Source organism: bacterium, from assembly GCA_040755795.1.
Taxonomy (GTDB): Bacteria; UBA9089; CG2-30-40-21; order CG2-30-40-21; family SBAY01; genus JBFLXS01.
This window is the reverse complement of sequence record JBFLXS010000399.1, coordinates 1-3,793: the sequence shown is the minus strand read 5'-3', so window position 1 is coordinate 3,793 and position 3,793 is coordinate 1. Positions and strand designations below refer to the sequence as shown.

At 34.2% G+C, this 3,793-nt stretch carries 8 protein-coding genes; all 8 read left to right on the top strand.

Annotated features, from left to right (window positions below; genetic code table 11):
- The first annotated feature begins 212 nt into the window (after nt 1-212).
- The 8 genes from AB1414_17345 to thiE all read left to right on the top strand — a co-directional run bounded on the left by AB1414_17345 (nt 213) and on the right by thiE (nt 3,670).
- Nucleotides 213-344, top strand: coding sequence for a hypothetical protein (locus AB1414_17345; protein ID MEW6609181.1), 132 nt, complete (start codon nt 213-215; stop codon nt 342-344).
- Nucleotides 345-441: 97 nt separating this feature from the next.
- Nucleotides 442-789: a nucleotidyltransferase domain-containing protein gene (locus tag AB1414_17340; GenBank protein ID MEW6609180.1), complete on the top strand. Its 348-nt coding sequence runs from the start codon at nt 442-444 to the stop codon at nt 787-789.
- Nucleotides 771-1,250: a hypothetical protein gene (locus AB1414_17335; GenBank protein ID MEW6609179.1), complete on the top strand. Its 480-nt coding sequence runs from the start codon at nt 771-773 to the stop codon at nt 1,248-1,250. Before AB1414_17340 ends, AB1414_17335 begins: the two co-directional genes overlap by 19 nt.
- 64 nt (nt 1,251-1,314) lie before the next feature.
- Complete coding sequence (locus tag AB1414_17330) at nt 1,315-1,677, top strand: Asp23/Gls24 family envelope stress response protein (protein ID MEW6609178.1); 363 nt, start codon at nt 1,315-1,317, stop codon at nt 1,675-1,677.
- 170 nt (nt 1,678-1,847) lie between these two features.
- Nucleotides 1,848-2,414: an alkaline shock response membrane anchor protein AmaP gene (gene amaP / locus AB1414_17325; protein MEW6609177.1), complete on the top strand. Its 567-nt coding sequence runs from the start codon at nt 1,848-1,850 to the stop codon at nt 2,412-2,414.
- 14 nt (nt 2,415-2,428) lie between these two features.
- Nucleotides 2,429-2,623, top strand: a complete 195-nt coding sequence (locus AB1414_17320; GenBank protein MEW6609176.1) for a DUF2273 domain-containing protein — start codon at nt 2,429-2,431, stop codon at nt 2,621-2,623.
- 77 nt (nt 2,624-2,700) lie between these two features.
- Nucleotides 2,701-3,132, top strand: coding sequence for a thiamine-phosphate pyrophosphorylase (locus AB1414_17315; protein MEW6609175.1), 432 nt, complete (start codon nt 2,701-2,703; stop codon nt 3,130-3,132).
- Entirely contained in the window at nt 3,107-3,670 is a 564-nt protein-coding gene (thiE, locus tag AB1414_17310) for a thiamine phosphate synthase (GenBank protein ID MEW6609174.1), read from the top strand. The genes AB1414_17315 and thiE overlap by 26 nt, the downstream gene beginning before the upstream one ends.
- The last annotated feature ends 123 nt before the right edge of the window (nt 3,671-3,793 follow it).

The following is a 3,793-nucleotide window of genomic DNA, read 5'->3' as shown; positions in this document are numbered from 1 at the left end:
TTGTTTACACTTCTAATGTATAGCCCTGAACGGTTACGAATTTTCTATGATTCCTTTCTCCTTTAACCTTTGCGTTCTTTGCGGTCGATTTCTTTGCGTTCTTTGCGGTTAAAAAAGGATAAACCACAAAGGGCACAAAGTAATAACGCAAAGGTCACAAAGGGAAGAAAATAGGTGAAGCATTTTTTATCAATTCAACTTCAAAGGATAAGTTGCAAAAAAATCATCAGGCTTTTGAGCCTAATTTTGCCATCTTTGAGCAAAATAAACAGATTGATAAGGATAAAGAGAACTTTAGAAGTAGCATAAAATTTACGAAAGTCCAGTTTATCTGGTATGATTAATATTTAAAGTAATTATTCAGCCACGGATAGGACGGATAAACAGCAGAGGTCAGAGGCGGATGTTCACCTCTAACGGGAAATTAGGGATGCCTCATCTGTGGCTAAAAGGACTAATCTTATGTCACTTATCGCTGTTTTAAAAGAGCGACAAAAGAAAACGAAATCCTTAAAAGAAGATGCCTTCAAAGAGGCGAAGAGACTGGCATCACTTTTGAGAAAATATTATAAATTTGAAGTTTTCTATCTCTGTGGTTCACTTCTCTCTGATAAGTTCAGACGACATTCAGACATTGATATAGTGATAAAAGGTTTAAAATTTGAGGATTTCTTCAAAGCCTATGCCTTTCTCATCAAAGAAAGTAAATATAAGATTGATTTAAAACCGTTTGAAGATTTAACACCAGATTTTAAGTGGAGGGAAAAAGATTGGATAAAGATATTTTGAGGGTAATCATATCTGAAATTGAAAAAGAACTGGAGAATTTTAATGAGTTGATAAGAGAAATAAATGAGGTTAAATATGATGTGTCCATAATAGCTAAGCGTTCAACAGGTTCAATACTCCATAATTTTTATAATTGCTGTGAACGGATATTTAAGAAAATCGCCTTTGATATAAATGGTGGATTTGTTGAGGAAGAAAAATGGCATAAGGCGTTATTGTTTAAGATGACCATACCAATTAAGGATATTAGACCTGCTGTTATATCTGAAGAACTTGCTGCCGAGCTTGATGAATACCTTTCTTTCAGACATGTTTTCAGAAATATCTATGGTTTTGAATTAAAAGGTAATAGAATAGAGTATCTGGCAAGTAAGTTTGATAAGGTTGCCGATAGAATTATCAAAGAAATTAGAGATTTTCTTAGTTATTTAAATGAGGAATTAAAAAAAGAAGACAGATGACAGAAGGCTGAGGACAGAAATCAAAAATCTAAAATCCAAAATTTATACAAGGAGGTAGTAACGAGTGGTAGAACAAACTAATTTAGGTAATGTTAAGGTAAGTAATGAAGTAATTGCGACTATTGCCGCAGTAGCCGCAACACAAGTAGAAGGAGTAGTTGGAATGAGTGAAGGGATTATTAATGGCATTGCGAAAATTATCAGCGGCTCTCAATTAACTAAAGGCGTAAAGGTAGAAGTAGGTGATGACGAGGTAAATCTGGATGTTTCGATTGTCATTAAATATGGAACTTCTATCCCGGATATTGCGGGCAAGGTTCAGGAAAATATTAAAAAAGCAGTTGAAAATATGACTGGATTAAAAACAGTTAGAGTAAATCTGTATATTCAGGGTGTTCATGTAGAAGAAGCAACTAAAAATAAATAGATATTCACTAAAAATTAGTGATAAAATTAAAAGCAAAAGTAATTGGTGACTAAGTACCAATTAGCTAATAATTGGTAATTGGTTAAATATCTTCGTCGTGAGTTCAGCCAAACGGTATTTAATTACCATTCACCAGTTACCATTTACCAAACACAAGGAGGTAAAAACTTATGAATTTCTTGAATAAACTGGGGTTAATAGTCAATGTGTTGATTCTGGGGATGATAGGTGTGGAGGCAATATTACTTGGGACAGGATGGAGTAATTTTGCCATATTGGAGGAATATCTAAAATTACCTAATGCTAATTTGATTTTTGCAGGCATTGGATGTGGGCTGATAGCTTTAGGGTTACTCATTCTCTATGTTGACTGCAAAATTTCTCAACAAGAAAAAGGGATTATTCAAAAAACCCCTTATGGTGAAGTCAAGGTAGCTAAAAAGGCGATTGAGGATTTTATCAAAAGAATAAGTAGCGAAGAATCATTTATTAAAACCATAAAACCTAAATTAATCCTTAAGAAAAAATACTCAAAACTTTCATTAGTTGTTAGTGTGTGGTCGGATATTCCAACTAATGAAGCCACGCTTGCTCTCCAGTCAAGGGTCAAAGAATCATTAGAAAACATCATCGGTCTCTCTAATCTTCGGGATATTAAAGTTGCAGTTGAAGAAGTAGTTCATCGTGGTGGCAGATTAAGAGGAATTGAATATACTAAAGTAGAGAATAGGGGATAAAGGAGGTCAATCCAATGAACGAAATAAAAGATAAACTAATACAAATAGTATCTGCTTATCCTGGAGCGGTTATTGGGTCAGTAATCGGTTTATTAGCTGGCCTTTTAATTATTACCTTTGGCTTGCTTAAGGTTATTATTCTTTTGCTGTGTATTTCTCTGGGGATACTTTTAGGTTTTATTGTGACCCAAACCAGGGAAGGAAAATAGAGGATAGAAGTCAGATTTATAAGGTTCCTTAATATCTGTCTTCTAATTTCTGTCCTCTGACTTCTGATAAATAGACTATGGAAGACAAAATATACCGAATTATTGATGCCAATATAAATCGAGCAAAAGAAGGAATAAGAGTTGTAGAAGATGTATGTCGATTTGTTTTAGAAGATGAAGAACTAACCTCAAAACTAAAAAAAATCCGTCATCAAATCGGAAAATTAACACATAAGTTAGTCAATTATTCCTCACTTTTAACCTCAAGGGATAGCGAATCTGACCCAGGGTTATCCATCTCAGCCCAAAATAAGGAAAAAAGAAAGGATTATGTGGATTTAGTTATTTCAAATATGTGTCGGGCTGAGGAATCCTGTCGTGTTCTGGAAGAAATTAGTAAACTCAAAGACGAAAATCTAAGTTTTGAATTCGAGAAAATCCGATATGCTCTGTATTTATTAGAAAAAGAGGTAGTTAAAATAATTGAAAGGTCTGTATGCAATTGTTGATTATGAATTATTTGGAGAAAAAATGGACGAAGTTACCCAACAGATAATTGCGGCTGGGGTAAAAATAATTCAATTCCGTGCTAAACATCTCACCGATAGAGAATTTATCAATCACGCCTTAAAACTCCGCAAATTAACTCAAGGAATAACCTTCATCATTAATGACCGTGTAGATATTACCTTAGCCGTAGAGGCAGATGGTGTCCATCTTGGCCAGGATGATATGCCTATTTCTTTGGCTCGTCCGTTACTCAAAAATAAAATAATCGGTCTATCAACTCATAATTTTGAGCAAGCAATTAAAGCCACTAAAGAGAAAATAGATTATCTTGCCATTGGACCTATCTATCAAACCACCACGAAAAAAAATGCAATAAAACCTATTGGTCCTGAAATAATCCAGAAAATTAAACAGATAACCTCAATACCTGTTGTTGCTATTGGCGGTATTAATGAAGGAAATATTGAGGAAGTAATTAAAGCAGGAGCAGATGTCATTGCCATTGCCTCGGGATTATTAAACAAAAATTCCGGGTAACTATTCAGCATACCAAGCAAGTAGGAAGTAGGAAGTAGGAAAGTAGGAAGAGGGGAAAATACTTCATACTATTTTACTCTTAATTGATTTGATTAAACCTATAAGCATCCTACTCACTTCTTC

Bases quoted from the DNA above. Each gene is read 5' to 3' on its own strand.
- AB1414_17320 (MEW6609176.1), top strand. From the start codon at position 2,429: ATGAACGAAATAAAAGATAAACTAATACAAATAGTATCTGCTTATCCT.
- AB1414_17315 (MEW6609175.1), top strand. From the start codon at position 2,701: ATGGAAGACAAAATATACCGAATTATTGATGCCAATATAAATCGAGCA.
- amaP (MEW6609177.1), top strand. From the start codon at position 1,848: ATGAATTTCTTGAATAAACTGGGGTTAATAGTCAATGTGTTGATTCTG.